Annotated in this window: 20 protein-coding genes and 1 pseudogene; 13 read left to right on the top strand and 8 right to left on the bottom strand. The window is 37.2% G+C overall.

Annotated features, from left to right (window positions below; genetic code table 11):
• Positions 1-8 precede the first annotated feature (8 nt).
• Positions 9-410, top strand: a complete 402-nt coding sequence (gene trfA, locus ArsFIN_RS22965) for a plasmid replication initiator TrfA (protein ID WP_135678820.1) — start codon at positions 9-11, stop codon at positions 408-410.
• Positions 411-479: 69 nt separating this feature from the next.
• Positions 480-620, top strand: a complete 141-nt coding sequence (locus ArsFIN_RS26745; protein WP_167876762.1) for a hypothetical protein — start codon at positions 480-482, stop codon at positions 618-620.
• A 334-nt stretch (positions 621-954) separates the two neighbouring features.
• Here the strand turns inward: ArsFIN_RS26745 and ArsFIN_RS22960 are convergent, their stop codons facing one another.
• The 4 genes and pseudogenes from ArsFIN_RS22960 to ArsFIN_RS22945 all read right to left on the bottom strand — a co-directional run bounded on the left by ArsFIN_RS22960 (position 955) and on the right by ArsFIN_RS22945 (position 4045).
• Entirely contained in the window at positions 955-1578 is a 624-nt protein-coding gene (locus ArsFIN_RS22960; RefSeq protein WP_026823747.1) for a ProQ/FINO family protein, read from the bottom strand.
• A 3-nt stretch (positions 1579-1581) separates the two neighbouring features.
• Positions 1582-2534 (bottom strand): annotated as a pseudogene (locus tag ArsFIN_RS22955) (Rpn family recombination-promoting nuclease/putative transposase).
• 32 nt (positions 2535-2566) lie between these two features.
• On the bottom strand, positions 2567-2920 hold the full coding sequence (locus ArsFIN_RS22950; RefSeq protein WP_026823745.1) for a hypothetical protein: 354 nt from the start codon (positions 2918-2920) through the stop codon (positions 2567-2569).
• An 852-nt stretch (positions 2921-3772) separates the two neighbouring features.
• A complete protein-coding gene (locus ArsFIN_RS22945; protein WP_135678818.1) occupies positions 3773-4045 on the bottom strand; it encodes an HU family DNA-binding protein in 273 nt (90 codons plus the stop codon).
• A 507-nt stretch (positions 4046-4552) separates the two neighbouring features.
• Between ArsFIN_RS22945 and ArsFIN_RS22940 the strand changes: the two genes are divergently transcribed.
• From ArsFIN_RS22940 to ArsFIN_RS29000, 8 genes are all read left to right on the top strand, one after another.
• Positions 4553-5488, top strand: a complete 936-nt coding sequence (locus tag ArsFIN_RS22940; RefSeq protein WP_026823743.1) for a replication initiator protein A — start codon at positions 4553-4555, stop codon at positions 5486-5488.
• A 130-nt stretch (positions 5489-5618) separates the two neighbouring features.
• A complete protein-coding gene (locus ArsFIN_RS22935) occupies positions 5619-6236 on the top strand; it encodes a ParA family protein (RefSeq protein ID WP_026823742.1) in 618 nt (205 codons plus the stop codon).
• A 34-nt stretch (positions 6237-6270) separates the two neighbouring features.
• Positions 6271-6501 (top strand): plasmid partition protein ParG, encoded by a 231-nt coding sequence (locus ArsFIN_RS22930; RefSeq protein WP_034250124.1) that lies wholly within the window; start codon positions 6271-6273, stop codon positions 6499-6501.
• A 109-nt stretch (positions 6502-6610) separates the two neighbouring features.
• Complete coding sequence (locus ArsFIN_RS26740) at positions 6611-6751, top strand: hypothetical protein (protein WP_155847008.1); 141 nt, start codon at positions 6611-6613, stop codon at positions 6749-6751.
• Positions 6748-7494 (top strand): helix-turn-helix transcriptional regulator, encoded by a 747-nt coding sequence (locus ArsFIN_RS22925; protein ID WP_034250123.1) that lies wholly within the window; start codon positions 6748-6750, stop codon positions 7492-7494. The genes ArsFIN_RS26740 and ArsFIN_RS22925 overlap by 4 nt, the downstream gene beginning before the upstream one ends.
• Positions 7491-7670 (top strand): hypothetical protein, encoded by a 180-nt coding sequence (locus ArsFIN_RS22920; protein ID WP_135678817.1) that lies wholly within the window; start codon positions 7491-7493, stop codon positions 7668-7670. The genes ArsFIN_RS22925 and ArsFIN_RS22920 overlap by 4 nt, the downstream gene beginning before the upstream one ends.
• Before the next feature lie 40 nt (positions 7671-7710).
• Positions 7711-8130 (top strand): helix-turn-helix transcriptional regulator, encoded by a 420-nt coding sequence (locus ArsFIN_RS22915; RefSeq protein WP_135678815.1) that lies wholly within the window; start codon positions 7711-7713, stop codon positions 8128-8130.
• On the top strand, positions 8120-8389 hold the full coding sequence (locus tag ArsFIN_RS29000; protein WP_026824106.1) for a helix-turn-helix transcriptional regulator: 270 nt from the start codon (positions 8120-8122) through the stop codon (positions 8387-8389). The genes ArsFIN_RS22915 and ArsFIN_RS29000 overlap by 11 nt, the downstream gene beginning before the upstream one ends.
• A gap of 45 nt (positions 8390-8434) precedes the next feature.
• Here ArsFIN_RS29000 and ArsFIN_RS22905 read toward each other — a convergent pair whose 3' ends face one another.
• Together ArsFIN_RS22905 and ArsFIN_RS27870 are read right to left on the bottom strand one after the other, a co-directional pair.
• The gene (locus ArsFIN_RS22905; protein WP_026824105.1) at positions 8435-8821 is read right to left on the bottom strand and encodes an acyl-CoA thioesterase; all 387 of its coding nucleotides are present in this window, start codon (positions 8819-8821) and stop codon (positions 8435-8437) included.
• Positions 8811-9089 carry a hypothetical protein gene (locus tag ArsFIN_RS27870; RefSeq protein ID WP_246067562.1) on the bottom strand — a complete coding sequence of 93 codons (279 nt, stop codon included), beginning with the start codon at positions 9087-9089 and terminating at the stop codon, positions 8811-8813. The genes ArsFIN_RS22905 and ArsFIN_RS27870 overlap by 11 nt, the downstream gene beginning before the upstream one ends.
• A 214-nt stretch (positions 9090-9303) precedes the next feature.
• On the opposite strand from ArsFIN_RS27870, the gene ArsFIN_RS22895 reads away from it, so the two are divergent.
• Both ArsFIN_RS22895 and ArsFIN_RS22890 read left to right on the top strand, forming a co-directional pair.
• Positions 9304-9762: a hypothetical protein gene (locus ArsFIN_RS22895; protein WP_135678330.1), complete on the top strand. Its 459-nt coding sequence runs from the start codon at positions 9304-9306 to the stop codon at positions 9760-9762.
• A 9-nt stretch (positions 9763-9771) separates the two neighbouring features.
• Positions 9772-10974, top strand: a complete 1203-nt coding sequence (locus ArsFIN_RS22890) for an IS91 family transposase (RefSeq protein WP_135678813.1) — start codon at positions 9772-9774, stop codon at positions 10972-10974.
• 155 nt (positions 10975-11129) lie between these two features.
• Here the strand turns inward: ArsFIN_RS22890 and ArsFIN_RS22885 are convergent, their stop codons facing one another.
• Positions 11130-11624 (bottom strand): Rpn family recombination-promoting nuclease/putative transposase, encoded by a 495-nt coding sequence (locus tag ArsFIN_RS22885; RefSeq protein ID WP_246067560.1) that lies wholly within the window; start codon positions 11622-11624, stop codon positions 11130-11132.
• Positions 11625-11769: 145 nt separating this feature from the next.
• Between ArsFIN_RS22885 and ArsFIN_RS22880 the strand changes: the two genes are divergently transcribed.
• A complete protein-coding gene (locus tag ArsFIN_RS22880; protein WP_026824217.1) occupies positions 11770-11955 on the top strand; it encodes a hypothetical protein in 186 nt (61 codons plus the stop codon).
• Positions 11956-12827: 872 nt separating this feature from the next.
• On the opposite strand, the gene ArsFIN_RS22875 is transcribed toward ArsFIN_RS22880, so the two are convergent.
• Positions 12828-13100, bottom strand: coding sequence for an HU family DNA-binding protein (locus ArsFIN_RS22875; RefSeq protein ID WP_026823744.1), 273 nt, complete (start codon positions 13098-13100; stop codon positions 12828-12830).
• Positions 13101-13237 lie beyond the last annotated feature (137 nt).

The raw sequence follows: 13237 nt of genomic DNA, 5'->3' as shown, positions 1-13237 counted from the left end.
TAAACCGAATGCAATCCAGTAGTATTTACTTATCTGACGGAAAATATACGTATATTGGAAGTTTAATCAATGAAATATATCGTGAGGAAGAAACAGGTAAAAATTGTATATCTCTAAATCCTAAAATTATCTCTTGTTTTGGGGATTCAAGTTGGACTGGAATTACTAAAGATTTGAGATTAAAGCTTAAAGCTAAACCTCTCACTCAATGGCTCTATAGTTTTTTCAGCAGCCATGTTAAACCCTTACCTATAAAAATTGAAACTTTGAAGAAACTTTGTGGTAGTGAAATAGCTGAGTTAAGAATGTTTCGCTTTAAGATGAAAAAATCTCTTAAAGAACTATCTTCTGTTACTGGATGGTCTTGTGAAATTGATGAAAAAGATAAAGTAATTGTGAATAAAAAATAACACTCTATGTCAGTGCGTGAACACTGACATAGAGCTAATCCAAACCCTAAGAGAACTAGGAGTCGGACTATGCGAAATAGTACGCATATTGCACGCATAATGAAAGCGTGCGGCATATCAATCGAGCAGCTTTTGAGCTTTGCTCACACGTCAAAACATCTTACAACCCGTCAGAGCGAGTACCTTCGTAATATTGGGGGTGCAGCATGAACTCCGAGATGATTAAATTCTTTTTGAGTAGCGCTGTTCCTTCTGGTTTTGTTGATAGTGAAGGGGAAATTAAGGCCAACGCTAAAATGGTAGATTTTCTTGGTTTGAATAAAGATGCGCCTGAAATGGTGACTTTATTAGAGAAAATCCGCACTGAAAAATCGCCGTTTTTTGTCATTATTAAACTGGTTTCTGATTTCAAGAAAGCACCCAAAGTCTGGCACTTTCATTTTCTACCGCTTTTTTGTAGTGAAAATGGCTACCTCGGCACTTTCTTTCACGCTCACGAGTTCCTGTTTTTGTCGCCGCTGGATTATGTCGATGGCATGCAGCCTTATGCTGTGACCACAGAAAAACCTAACAAACTGTTTACTGCTAAAGAGTGGCAAGTATTGTTTTTCACGATGTACCGCTTAAGCAGCAAGGATATTGCTAAACGTTGCAAATTATCGTCAACATCCGCTTGGGTGACCTCTCCGACTATCTGACCGTCTTTGTCATAACGAAACGCCCCTAACTGAATAAGTGCGCGATAATCAGTATGATGACCAATACTCCCTAAACAGGCTCTCAAACGCCTTCTGGCTATTGGGAAACCCTTTTCTTTCACTTCTTGCCACATATCCTGCTGGATACCAAGTTTCATTAGGCACAACTTTCCATCGGGAAAAAGATAAGGCCAAAACGTGCTGATTTGTGAAATCGCTTCCTCTAATGGCAATCGCTTTTTGGGCGGTGTGGGCAGTTTTGGAATTTTAACCTTCACTTCCTGTTTAGGTTTAACAACCGATTTCTTGGGCTGCCGTTTTGCTCCTTTGGGAGGATGAGGCTTTTTTGCTTGTTTTTTGTGCGTAGCATTTACCCAGACCTTTTTACTGTAAACAGGGGTACTTGAAGTCTGTTCTTCTGGTGAAGCCTTTCTAGGGCGATTGAGGCTTAATTTCTTGCGTTCCGTCATCGTTTAATCTTTAAACAGGTTGCTCATTTCGGTATCAGTGAGCCCCGTTGATAATTTCACGATATCTCTTTCTACGCCTTTTTCAAGAAGTTGACGCGCTATCTTCATCGAAGCCTGTTTTTCGCCTTCAATTTTACCCTTCTGCATTCCCTCTTGAATGCCTTCTGCTTTACCTTGTTGTATACCTTTTTGAATTCCAATTTCTTCAATTTGTTGAGCAATCGTCATAAGTGCGCCTTCGTGTTTTTCTGATTGTCTGGCTATCTCGGTGATGAATTCCATTGGCTCTTGAGCGTTACCTTCCTGAATGAGATAGTTGAACATCGTGATGACTTGATTATCGGTATAATAATTATACGACAACAGCGTAACAATTTCATTCATAAGCTCCGTCATATCCCGTCTACGAATGTGCTTCTGTATCAACTCCAATAACGCTATTCGCTTGTGTTGCATAATCTCACCATCATCAAGCGTGGTAACATCAGCTAACTTAAACGGTTGCGTATAGATATGCTCTGCTAGTTTTCTGTCGTGAAAACAGTCTAACCAATTCGTACTATAGGGGTGAGGACTTTGTTCACCACAATAAAATAAAATGGGAAAACGAGCGGTAATTGCCTGTGTCCGGCTTCTAGGTGCTTCTGCATGGCAGCCATACTATAGCGCATGAGTCGCCATGCCATGAGCTTATCAGGGGTGGACTGGTGCTCAATCAAAACATAGATATATCCATTACCCTTTGAGGTTCTGACTGAATAGATAATATCACTTTGGTAATTTTTCATCTCCGCATCGATAAAAGAGCCAGATTCCACCTTAAGGGAATCCAAGTCACACAGGGCTTTAATCTCATCAGGAAGCCAGATATCAAAGAAGTCTTTTGCCGTCTCTTTCTCACTTAAAAACTGACGAAATACCGCATCGTGTGGGGTTGGTGTGAATTTTTTATTCATCTTGTAATATTCGCTTTTAACTTAGAAAAATATCAATGAAGAGAGTTTGAAGGACAAGGTAAAAAGACTTTACCTTCCATTATCTCTTTGCTCACTTCCTCAAAATCATCAACATCAATTACATAGATTGTTGATGAATTTTTTGGCACAAAATAAAAATTAACGGGAGATAGCGAAAGCTCATTAGAATTAATGTAACTCACCTCTCCGACTTCCAGAAATGTTGATAATCCCTTATCGATACAGTAATCAGCAGCTTCATCGTAAGTATCAAAAAATTGTGAAGAATGCTGATTCTTAACATCAAATACCAAAAACGGTTTAGCTACAAAAGCATTGTCTTTGCGTTTGATGTTTAATTTTTTCAAACTGCGTTTTTTACTCATCTGATATTTTCGTTGTTTACATAACAAATTGCATCATAACAAACGAATACACTATATTGAATGAGCAATCTTTTCATTACATGACATTAATCCTTCAATCGATCAAAACACCTCGTTAACCAACGGGGTGTTTTTTTGAAAACTTATACTTATTTTTTATTGAGAAATAAGTGCATGGATTTGCATAAAAGTGCATAAATTTGCACAAGTTTTTTTCCACCTAAAATCACCGAAAAGGCCAGTAATGACCTAGGCTGAGTGGCATTGTGTAACTGCATAAAAAACGACACTTTTAACGGGCAGGCGTGCGGGGCTACTACTGCAATTTTTGGGGTAAAATCGGATTTTTTCTATCTAAAAACACCCAAAAAATTGATTACAGGGAATTTTAGAGAAATCGGTGAATTTTTTTATATTGCAGTTCATCTCTGGTTCGTAAATCGATTTTAAGCTACCCGTATCGCTCTGTACGGCGTTTTCGTGATTTAACTCATCAAAACGTATTGCCAATAATTTTGCGTGGCTTAGAATCGCTTATAGTGACGTTTTAATGCCGTCAGGCATGGAAGGCGACGCTCAGTAGTAACAGAAAATGATAATAGCTTAATCGCCGAAGCCCGCGAAGCAGTGAGAGATTGATATATTGCACGTAACCCATGCGTAGCATCCCTGCAAAGCCTATTGGCACGATATAACCGCGATGATGATGTTAATTGTTGAAGATGAGGTATTGAAGCATAGTTGTTGATAATTATTATCAATTGTAATACTATATGTTATCTCATTACATAAATAGTTTTACTTATTGCTTCTAGCCAACACCCGCCTGTTGGCTTTTTTTTGGCAGAAGTTTTAATTAACGGCTTCTTTCAAAATTTTACCTGCCTTAAAACTCGGTACGTTTGAAGCAGCAATCTGTATAACCTTGCCTGTTTGTGGATTTCGTCCTTCCCTTGCTGCTCTTTGCTTAACCTGAAAGTTACCAAAGCCAACTAGCTGTACGTCACTGCCGGATTTCAAAGATTCTGTCACCGTTTCGATGAAAGCGTTCAGTGCCTTCTCTGAATCTTTTTTGGTTAAATCTGCTTTTTCAGCGATTTGATTAATGAGTTCTGTTTTGTTCATGTTTTGCCTGAATTAATAAATCCGTTAATCCTAGTGATGCTAGCTGGAGCAGCGCTATAGTGCAATGTTTCAGTGTTAATTAACTCAAAAAATCTTTTTAATTAAAACGTCTACGCTCGCCGCAAGTCTGTAACCGAGCGTAGCGAGTGAGCAGACGAGGAAGCGGAATATCACAATTGCAAAAAAGAAATACGGTCACTCAGTAGTAATATATTTTTAGTTTTAGGTTTTTTGTTAGAAAAAAAGTTATCCCCAGAAAAACCTCGCGCGCGCGTAGTTATATTTAGTTATGTATAAGTTAAAAGAGTTAAAGCCAGAAAAGTTAATTTAAGTATTTGATAATTAACAATTAAACTTTCATCTCGGTGTCTGAAAGTTGATGATTGGTGTCTAAAAGTCGATAGCTGGTGTCTAAAAGTCGAAAACCATCTAAAAAACAAACCTGTCAGGTGATAGCAACACTTGACAGGCTCTAACCAACAATCCTAAAGCTCTAGGAGAGAGGCTATGGTTGATTTTACAAACAAAAAGAGAAAAAACAACTTGAAGACATTACGACCTTATAAACATAAACACCTCGAATTTTTTATTGCTGATGATGTCGATATTTCGACATTTCGTGATGAAATGGCAAGTATGGAACATCCTTTTTTTGCCTTAAAAGGCGGGGATATGAAAGTTAGAGAATATAAAAACGGTAATGTTGTCGTTATAGTGAGGCCAGCAGCCGAAATTGGATTAGCAACGATCTTTGATAAAGATATATGGATTTATGCTATATCAAAATTGCAGGAAGCGATTAATAACAATCAGCCTATTAGTCGTACTGTAGCTTTTACTCCTTATGATTTTTTTGTTACGACTAATCGAGCTAAAAGTGGGCGTGCATATGAAGATTTGAAAAAGGCGCTATCTCGATTATCTGGCACAAGGATACAAACAAACATTATTTATTCTGACAATGATAAAAAAACTATTGATTTTGGATTAATAGACAAGTGGGAAATAGTCGAAAAACAAAAAGGTAAACTTGAAATTGGTATGGTAGAGGTGACTTTGCCAGATTGGTTGTATCAAGCTATTACTAAAACTAAAGTATTGCAGATTAATCCTGATTTTTTTCGAATACGGAAAGCTATAGATCGACGAATTTATGAGATTGCTCGTAAGCATTGCGGTAGTCAACACGAATTTACCATTTCACTTGATAAATTGTATTCCAAAATAGGCACTTCTTCTCTTTTAAAGGAGTTTAAAAGAAAATTAAAAGCCTTGCTTAGATCTAACGATCTTCCTGATTATGAAATATTTTTAGACATATCAACCGATAAAGTTACTTTCAAAAATCGCAATCAAAATACTCCGCAAGCTGAAGCCTCACGTAAACAAGAGAAAGGTAAACAAGAAATTTACAAGATAAAAAAATCATTATTAAATAAATAGTTGATCATATCATATGATGATATCACTATTTGAGTGTATTGTTTTTTGAGTTAAAGATGATATAAGTTTATTGTCTTTTTGTTTAATTATGATATCATTATTAAATAATGATATTATAAATAAGGTTGCTATGAAAGTTATCTCGTTTTTAAACCCCAAAGGTGGGACTGGAAAGACTACAGCAACGATTAATATTTCAACTTGTTTGTCAAGGCAGGGATTGAATGTTGCTGTTGTGGATACTGATCCTCAAAGAAGTTTGACTAATTGGAATAAATTACAAAAAGCAATTTTTGATTTATATACATCAGAAAGTGAGAAAGATGTTTATCAAGTAAGAAAAGAATTAAATGAATATGATTATGTTATTATTGATGGTGCAGGTTCTTTATCAGTGATTACCTCAGCTGCAGTAATGGTGAGTGATTTGGTAGTAATACCTGTGTCTCCTTCTCCATTAGATTTTAGCGCATCAGGTAGTGTTATAAATGTCTTGGAAGCTCAAGAATTCAGTCGTAAAGTTCCAGCATGTTTTCTTATATCTAGAATGGTTGCTAATGCAAATATGTTAGATGTTTTGAAATTAAGTATTAATAATACCAAGTATCCTAGATTGAGAACAGGTCTTACTAACCGACAATCTTATATTAAAACATTAATTAATGGGGAAACTATCTTTGATAGCAAAGATACCAAAGCTATTGGAGAAATAGAAGTTCTTACTCAAGAAATAATTAACATGATATGATAATATCATCATATTGTTATTTAGTGAGATTATCATGACGTTAAAAAAACAAAATAAAGAACAATCGGTTATGGAGTTTGGGGAACATACCGATTTAAACAAGATACTAGATAATAAAAAACAAAAAGATAAGAGAATTCAATTTATCATCGATGAAGATCTGCATACTGATTTCAAAATTCAATGTTTAAAAAACAGGGTTGATATGTCTACAGTCTTAAAAGGCTTAATAAAGAATTGGTTAAAGAAAAACGGAAAATTATAAAGAAAAAATTTTAAGTTAAACTGAATTAAAAATTAATAATCACTCTTCGTCAGTGAACCAACACTGACGAAGAGCTAATCCAAAACCTACCGAAGATAGGAGTCGGACTATGCGAAATAGTACGCATATTGCTCGCATAATGAAAGCGTGCGGCATATCAATCGAGCAGCTTTTGAGCTTTGCTCACACGTCAAAATACCTTACAACCCATCAGCGTCAGTACCTTCGTAGTATTGGAGGTGAGGTATGAAATATTTAACTTCAAACAACCAACCGAATTTATTTTTGAATGACAAAGAGATTAATTATGTCATCAACTCTTCTTTGGAGCGCGAAATTAATAAAATTGGCACGTTGAAATACTCCTATTCTGTCATGGATAAAAATAATCCGAACCGTTATTTTTGTTTGTCAAATTATCCCGAAGAATGGGTTGAAATTTACAAAGCAGAAAGCTACCAGTATGTTGACCCACTGATTAAAAAATCATTAAACCGGACTTTGCCGTTTTTTTGGGATGAAAATATTCTCATCAATTTGAAATTGACGTTAAAAAAGATAGTGAATGCCACAAAAAATTGTGATTGTTGTGGTGGTCATACTTTCATCTTTCATGACCTCAACCACTATTTGGCACGGTTAAATGTGATTTTCGATGACCAAAATTCTCCTGAACTGGAAAAACAAATTAAAGAAAAACTGCAAATGTTGCTGATGGTCACGCACAACAAACTGATTGACGCTTATACCGAACGCAGCAATGAGGGTAAAAAGGCGACGGTAATATTTAGCCCGAGGGAAAATGAAATCCTTTACTGGGTGAGTTTGGGAAAAACGTATCTTGAAATCGCGATGATATTAGGTATTAAAACAGGCACAGTTAAATTTCATATGAGCAACGTAGTGAAAAAACTGGGCGTATGCAACGCGAAACAAGCGATAAGAGTCAGTGCTGAACTCGGCCTTATCAAGAGACTTGGGGGTGGTGCATGAAACCTCAGATGATTCAATTTTCATTGAGCGCTAATGTTCCCTGTGGTTTTAGCAATAGCGAGGGAAAAATTCAGACTGATGCCAAAATGACAGATTTACTTTTTAAGTTAATCCGTACTCTTGAAATGAAAACATTGATAGAAAAAGTACAGATTGAAAGATCCCCATTTTCGTAATATGCCATTTGCCATCTGATTACAACAAAGCGCCCAAAGTTTGGCAATTCCATTTTTACCGATTTTTTGTAGTGAAAATAGCTATCTAGGCACTTTCTTCCTCGCCCATGAATTCCTGTTTTTGTCACCGATGGAATATGTGGAAGGTAGACAGCCTTATTCAGTTACTACGGAGAAACCTAACGAACGGTTTACTGCTAAAGAGTGGGAAGTTTTGTTTTTAGCGTTGCATCGCTTGAGTAGCAAGGAAATTGCTAGAAAGTTAGGTATTTTTCCTTCAACGGCTGAAACGTATTTGAAGGCTATCTACGGAAAAGTCAACGTCCATTCTGCTTGTCAGCTAAGAGCTTTTGGCAAATCGAAAGGCTTTGAGCGCTATATTCCATTAGATTTTATTGAGAAATCTAAATGTATATCAACTGTCTATTATTCAAAGGTTAGGGAGGTTTATGGTATTTAAAACTAATAATTTTTCATATTATTATTCCATATTTCCTGAACTAACGCCTTCTCAACTAAAAGTTTTTGTGCTGTACAGTAATGTCTATAAAATTGATCAAATAGCACTTGAGCTTGATATTAGCGTAAATACCGTTTGTGAATATTTAAAACGGATAAAAGAAAAGTATCAGGTTAACTCAATGGTTGAATTAAAGTTATTATTCAACAATAGAATACAGTCATATATCTTATATACGATTGAGAAAATATGGCGGTAAAATCAATAACTATCCGCATATTAAAGTATGTGGATAGCTTTGTATTTATTGGTTAATTGTTTTTAAAACTTCATCAGGTACTGTCGGTCTTCCATTAATTATACAAGTTGCTGTAAAAATGGCTTCTGCATATACAATATTATCAACAAGTATTTGCTGAAAAAAGTTAATCCTATTTTTCTTATCAGATTTCTGTGTAGAACAAGTCACATTAATTAAATCGCCTTTTTTTAAGCTTTTTTTGAATTTAATTGAATACTCTAAAAGTGTATGAATATGCCCTTTTTTAAATTCTTCTTCTAAATCTAATTTTGCACATTCTTTCATAAAAGCATGCCTACACCATTCCATATAAAAAGGATAATATAGTCCATCTACAACACCTTGAAAATCCAAGTGTTCATCTTTTATTTGATATTCTTTAGTAAACATTATTTAATTCCTTAAAAAAATTCAAAAGCTCAAAACGCATTGGTAGAATAAAATTCTCAAAGTCTTCTTTTTTTATATCTTTTGATGTACAAGTATTTATACTTAAGCTAATGTTTTCACTTAAACCATAAATAAAACTTATTCCATGATAAATATTATTACTTTCTCGTAATGCTTTTATTTTATTCTTTGGATCTGTTTTTAAAACATCATCCCATATAACAGTACTTGTTTCTCCTTCTTTTATTTTGGTTAATTCGATACCCACTTTAATTAAAAGACTATCTTTATGTAATCCATCATAATAAAATTTCTTATCCCATCCAGCATAACCGTTACTTTGATGATCTGTTATTTGATTATCTATCAGAACGTAGCACGCTACGCGTGAGCGGCGCAGCGGTGCTGCTTCGGGGATGTTAATGAGTTGAGTACTGTTTTATACTCTGCAGTAGGTTAATTTTTTTCAGGGATTCATCTCGATGGCTCGCAATAAATCTCCCAGAAAGCGTAAACCGGTTAAATCAGGCAGGCTGCCCGTCACTTCACGTGCCACAGCGCCTGTTTATCCGAAACGTTTTATGATCTCTCTCCCACCCGAAAATGATGATGACAGACCGCCTGAATTTTTTTATGACACCCTAAAAGAAGCCATACGCCACTGCGTCCGACTCGGCCCCCAATTTTTTCTCGACACGCAGTATTACCCGCCGCTAGTCACGATTATCAGGGGTTTTAAACAACGCCAAGACCAAGCCGATGACGCTGGATACGACTACACTGAGGGGGTAATAACTGAAAGTCTGCCTGCCGATGAATTCATCACCTATACGGAGCTAGGAATAATCCCTGTTTCCTTTGAACCCTGGGATAAACACACCGATAACTGGGCTGACGAATCTGACAATTTCTGTTTCTTTGGCAAGATGCCCATAAGGTAATTGAGTCAGATGTATATCCCTCGTCCTGCTAAACTACTTTTCACCATTGATGACGGTTGGAATAAATTCCTCGAAAAATACGGCGATAGCGTTAGTTCGTGGACGAGTTTATCTGTGGAGCGCATGCTTGCCTGCGGCACTTGTGCCATGGGTGTCCGGCGCTATTGTTGCGCTTCGTCTGATTGTTCTCACAGCCGTTTTTTCTGCCAAAGCTGTAAGTCAAAAGCCTGCAGTTCATGTGACTTTAAAGCCACCGAGCAGTGGTTAGCACAGCAGGTTCATATTTTACCCGACTGCGACTGGCAACACATTACTTTCACCATGCCACATCTCCTTTGGCCTTTTTTTAACAATAACTGGCCGCTACTTAATGCTCTGTTTCGGGCAGCCACTCGAGCTATGCTGCAGTTGGCTCGCAAACAGGGTATCGAAATTGGTATTTTCTGTGCCTTGCATACTTATGGCCGGCAACTCAATCAACATCCGCATGTTCATGTTTCCGTCACTCGAGGGGGTTTGGATAGTAAACATAGTGTATGGCGAAAGCTGTTTTTCAAAAAAAAGGATGTCGAAGAAATCTGGCGAGGGGCTGTTATCCGACTACTGCGTCACAGTTATGATTTAATTAACCCTGGCCTTCTTCCCGGTCTTGGCCATATCCGTGACAAAAAACATTGGCGGCGTTACTTGAGGGCGCAGTACGGACGTTATTGGAAAGTGCACTTTGCTAAAAAAACGAAAGGGGCATGGCATAGTGTTAAGTACCTCGGTCGCTACCTTAAACGCCCACCGGTATCTGCGTCAAAACTGCGGCATTACCGAGGGGGTGCCGTTGTTCATCACTACCATGACCACCGAACTGGCCAGCATCGGCAGCAGACTCTGCCGCAGGAAGAGATGATTAGACGCTATATAAGCCATATTCCGGCCAGGCATTTTAAAATGGTGCGTTACTCTGGTTTTTTGTCGAATCGTAAACGGGGAAAACTATTGCCGAAAGTGTATAAGGCACTTGAGATGACGGCACGTAAAAAACCGGAGAACCCAGGTTTTTCTGTGCTGATGAAAGGATTTCTGCGTACCGATCCGTACAAATGTATTCTGTGTGGCGACAGGCTGCTTTTCACCGGGGCGCAAATGGGTAAAAAAGCAACGGAATTGTTGTCAGAAAGACTGCATAACCTGGAGAAAAAGCGATGGTTACGCAGCTAAACGCAGGATCAATGTGTCTAAAATAAGGAAATCAGGTTAGAAATTACACTCTCTAAGGAAATGTTAACTGGCACTAAACACAATAAATCGATCCCCATCTCCTTTTTGCAATAAGGGATGGCTTTTGCTACTCACTTTAAAAGCGATTCAATTTCCTAACCATCAAGCGTGGTGACATCTGCTAACTTAAAAGGATTGGTGTAGATACTCTCGGCGAGTTTTTTGTCATAAAAACAGTCCAACCAATTCGTGCTATAGGGGTGAGGGCTTTGTTCACCGCAATAAAACACAATGGGAAAAACCAGCGGCAACTCTTTGTGTCCAGACTCTAAATGCTTTTGCATGGCAGCCATACTATAGCGCATAAGTCGCCATGCTATGAGCTTATCGGGTGATGATTGTGATTCAATCAATACGTAGATATATCCGCTGCCCTTTGTAGTTTTAACAGAATACAAAATATCACTTTGATAGTTTTTCATCTCGCTATCGATAAATGAGCCAGATTCCACTTTTAGGCTATTTAAGTCACACAGCGACTTAATCTTATCCGGAAGCCAAATATCGAAAAAATCTTTAGCCGTCTCTTTCTCACTTAAAAACTGCTTGAATATGGCATCGTGTGGGGTTGGGGTGAATTTTTTAGTCATTAAGATTAATGCCTTGTTTTACAAAAAATTATCAATATTCCAAAATATTTTATTGATAATAATTCTTATTTAACTATCTTATTAGTGATTATGTGAATATATTCTCTCCAACTTATAAATTAAAGGTTAGATTAAGGTGACTAAAATGAAATTTATTGTACCGGTAATATATCTAGTCATAACTGCATTTCCGTTTACTTCTATGGGGAGTACTCATTGGCATATAGATAAAGATGGTAAAGTCAGTGGTGGAATTGATGCAATTAAAAACCTTCCCCGTGATGCGAATTGCCCCGCTCCACCATGGAATCCAGAGCTTTGTAAAAAATGAGCTTAGAGTGAAAAAATTTAATACTTTGTTTTATATTAAAACTTAATTGACGAGTTTATCACAAGACTTTAACATCTTTTTGTTGAGAGCAATTCTCATCTTCTTCCAGCATCCTTAGCAGAAAAAGAAAATAGTACTATTCAATGCGCTGATTTATGGCGCATTATTTTTTTGAATAAATTAAGTGCATGGATTTGCACAAAAACGCACAAATTTGCACAACTTTTTGGCTACCTTAAATCATGGGAAAGGCTAGTACTGGCCTAGTCTGAATTGAATTGTTCAACTGCACAAAAAACGACATGTTTAGCGGGCAGGCGTGCGGGGCTACTACTGCAATTTTTGGGGTAAAATCGGATTTTTTCTATCTGAAAGCACCCGAAAAATCGATTACAGGGAATTTTAGAGAAATCGGTGAATTTTTTGATATTGCAGTTCATATCTGGTTCATAAATCAATTTTAAGCGTCCTGTAACGCTCTATGCGGCGTTTTCTTGATATAGGTAACCCCAATCTAGCGATTTTCAATTTGATACGCTTAAAATCGATTACAGGCGGTTTTAGGTTTTGATGCCGTCAGGCATGGAAGGCGACACTCAATAGTGACAGAGAATAACAATAGTTAAATCGCCGAAGCCCACGAAGCAGTGAGAGATTGATATATTGCACGTAACCCATGCGTAGCATCCCTGCAAAGCCTATTGGCACGATATAACCGCGATGATGATGTTAATTGTTGAAGATGAGGTATTGAAGCATAGTTGTTGATAATTATTATCAATTGTAATACTATATGTTATCTTATTACATCAATAGTTTTACTCATTGCTTCTAGCCAACACCAGCCTGTTGGCTTTTTTTTGGCAGAAGTTTTAATTAACGGCTTCTTTCAAAGTTTTACCTGCCTTAAAACTCGGTACGTTTGAAGCAGCAATCTGTATAACCTTGCCTGTTTGTGGATTGCGTCCTTCCCTTGCTGCTCTTTGCTTAACCTGAAAGTTACCAAAGCCAACTAGCTGTACGTCACTGCCGGATTTCAAAGATTCTGTCACCGTTTCGATGAAAGCGTTCAGTGCCTTCTCTGAATCTTTTTTGGTTAAATCTGCTTTTTCAGCGATTTGATTAATGAGTTCTGTTTTGTTCATGTTTTGCCTGAATTAATAAATCCGTTAATCCTAGTGATGCTAGCTGGAGCAGCGCTATAGTGCAATGTTTCAGCGTTAATTAACTCAAAAAAATCTTTTTAATTAAAATCCCACCGCTCGCCACAAGTCTGTGACCG

Origin of the sequence: Arsenophonus nasoniae, assembly GCF_004768525.1 — a bacterium.
Classification (GTDB): domain Bacteria; phylum Pseudomonadota; class Gammaproteobacteria; order Enterobacterales; family Enterobacteriaceae; genus Arsenophonus; species Arsenophonus nasoniae.
The sequence above is the reverse complement of the archived record's forward strand: the minus strand, read 5'-3'. Positions and strand labels throughout refer to the sequence as shown.

What these genes read in the sequence shown, in the direction of transcription:
- ArsFIN_RS22890 (WP_135678813.1), top strand. Translation starts at nt 9,772, where the DNA reads ATGTATATCCCTCGTCCTGCTAAACTACTTTTCACCATTGATGACGGT.
- ArsFIN_RS22960 (WP_026823747.1), bottom strand. Translation starts at nt 1,578, where the DNA reads ATGACGGAACGCAAGAAATTAAGCCTCAATCGCCCTAGAAAGGCTTCA.
- trfA (WP_135678820.1), top strand. Translation starts at nt 9, where the DNA reads ATGCAATCCAGTAGTATTTACTTATCTGACGGAAAATATACGTATATT.
- ArsFIN_RS22875 (WP_026823744.1), bottom strand. Translation starts at nt 13,100, where the DNA reads ATGAACAAAACAGAACTCATTAATCAAATCGCTGAAAAAGCAGATTTA.
- ArsFIN_RS22895 (WP_135678330.1), top strand. Translation starts at nt 9,304, where the DNA reads ATGGCTCGCAATAAATCTCCCAGAAAGCGTAAACCGGTTAAATCAGGC.
- ArsFIN_RS22920 (WP_135678817.1), top strand. Translation starts at nt 7,491, where the DNA reads ATGAAACCTCAGATGATTCAATTTTCATTGAGCGCTAATGTTCCCTGT.
- ArsFIN_RS22885 (WP_246067560.1), bottom strand. Translation starts at nt 11,624, where the DNA reads ATGACTAAAAAATTCACCCCAACCCCACACGATGCCATATTCAAGCAG.
- ArsFIN_RS22905 (WP_026824105.1), bottom strand. Translation starts at nt 8,821, where the DNA reads ATGTTTACTAAAGAATATCAAATAAAAGATGAACACTTGGATTTTCAA.
- ArsFIN_RS22945 (WP_135678818.1), bottom strand. Translation starts at nt 4,045, where the DNA reads ATGAACAAAACAGAACTCATTAATCAAATCGCTGAAAAAGCAGATTTA.
- ArsFIN_RS22880 (WP_026824217.1), top strand. Translation starts at nt 11,770, where the DNA reads ATGAAATTTATTGTACCGGTAATATATCTAGTCATAACTGCATTTCCG.
- ArsFIN_RS29000 (WP_026824106.1), top strand. Translation starts at nt 8,120, where the DNA reads ATGGTATTTAAAACTAATAATTTTTCATATTATTATTCCATATTTCCT.
- ArsFIN_RS22940 (WP_026823743.1), top strand. Translation starts at nt 4,553, where the DNA reads ATGGTTGATTTTACAAACAAAAAGAGAAAAAACAACTTGAAGACATTA.
- ArsFIN_RS26740 (WP_155847008.1), top strand. Translation starts at nt 6,611, where the DNA reads ATGCGAAATAGTACGCATATTGCTCGCATAATGAAAGCGTGCGGCATA.
- ArsFIN_RS22930 (WP_034250124.1), top strand. Translation starts at nt 6,271, where the DNA reads ATGACGTTAAAAAAACAAAATAAAGAACAATCGGTTATGGAGTTTGGG.
- ArsFIN_RS26745 (WP_167876762.1), top strand. Translation starts at nt 480, where the DNA reads ATGCGAAATAGTACGCATATTGCACGCATAATGAAAGCGTGCGGCATA.
- ArsFIN_RS22950 (WP_026823745.1), bottom strand. Translation starts at nt 2,920, where the DNA reads ATGAGTAAAAAACGCAGTTTGAAAAAATTAAACATCAAACGCAAAGAC.
- ArsFIN_RS22935 (WP_026823742.1), top strand. Translation starts at nt 5,619, where the DNA reads ATGAAAGTTATCTCGTTTTTAAACCCCAAAGGTGGGACTGGAAAGACT.
- ArsFIN_RS22925 (WP_034250123.1), top strand. Translation starts at nt 6,748, where the DNA reads ATGAAATATTTAACTTCAAACAACCAACCGAATTTATTTTTGAATGAC.